This is a genomic window from Agrococcus sp. HG114 (genome assembly GCF_024723325.1).
Lineage (GTDB): Bacteria > Actinomycetota > Actinomycetes > Actinomycetales > Microbacteriaceae > Agrococcus.
The window spans coordinates 1-1264 of the sequence record NZ_JANQCH010000227.1; the positions used below are offsets into that span (position 1 = coordinate 1).

Below are 1264 nucleotides of genomic sequence, written 5' to 3' on the forward strand. Positions count from 1 at the left end.
TGGCTCCCCCCGCGGGGGAGGGAGGGGGGGGGGCGCGGGGCCCCCCGCCCGCCGCGCCCCCCGCCGGGGCAGGGAGCGCGAGGGCATGGGCGTCCGCCGCTGGCTGCCCGGATGCAGCGCCGGTGCCGCTCCCGCTCGCCGGGACGGCGACCTCGGGCGCGCCTGGCGCCGCAGGGCGCGGCGCTGTCGGCGAGCTCGACTCGAGCGGTGCGACCAGCGGCAGCGCAGTGCTGCCGGAAGCGGGGATCAGGAGGCGGCTGTCGGCGAGCGCTGTGGCGGATGACCGGGGCGCGGTGGGCTGCAGGCTCGGCTCCGCGGACGGCGAGGGCGCCGCCGTCGGCGCGGGTGCGGGAGGCGTCGGCGCGACGCTCGAGGCCTCCGATGCGCCCGTGCCCTCCGAGGAGCCGGTCGGCGGGATCGCCGTGCCGACGACATCGAGCACTGCGGTGACTGGCGCCGCGCCCAGCAGGTCGGAGGCGACCGGCAGCGTGCCGATCGCGTCGTCGACGGCCCGGATGACGGGAGTCGCGACAGGGACGACGACCTCGGAGACCGCTCGCTCCGCGAGCGCCTCCACGGGCGCGATGACCGGCTGCAGCGGCTCGGCCACCGGCGCGAGGGTCTCGGCAGCAGGAGCGGCCAGGCTGCGCGCGGCGCCGGCGAGCGCGACGGACGCCTCGGCGGCGGTCTCGGCGACCGGCGCCGCGGGGGCGATGATCCGGGTGGCGACCGGTGCGGTGGGCGCGATGACCGGGGCGGCGATCGCCTCGACGGGTGCGGCCGCGGCAGCGAGCTCGTCGGGCGCCGTCGCGTCGACGGGCGCCATCGCGTCGGCGGCGGACTCGCCGACGAGTGCGCCGACCCCGGCGAGCGCTCCCGAGTCGGGGCGCTCGGGCTCGGCGGCCTCCGCGGAGGCGGCGCCGAGCAGCACCGACAGGCCCACGGCGGCGATCGAGGCGGCGCTCGCGCCGAGCGCCAGCCGCAGCAGGCGGGACGCTCGCCCTGCCCTGCTCGCCGCCATGGCCGCCTCCGGAGTCGTGACCTGCTCGGATGTCGTGGCGGTCACCGTACGCCTGGGCCGGCCGCTCGGCAATGGATCCCAAGACCCTCTCAGGCAGCCGGCAGGTGCAGCGAAGCCTCGTCCGGCGCCGAGCTGGACGCCTCGCCCGCGATCGGGATGCGCGCCCGCTTCGGCGCCCCTCCGGCCGCCGCCTCGACCGTCAGGCTGCCCGCCGCGATGCGGCCGTCGCCGTCGGCGAGGCCC

1 pseudogene is annotated in these 1264 nt (G+C 79.7%); it reads right to left on the minus strand.

Annotation, left to right across the window (positions count from 1 at the left end):
- A pseudogene (locus NWP09_RS12900) lies at positions 1 to 1066 on the minus strand (hypothetical protein); the annotation flags it as partial.
- Positions 1067 to 1264 lie beyond the last annotated feature (198 nt).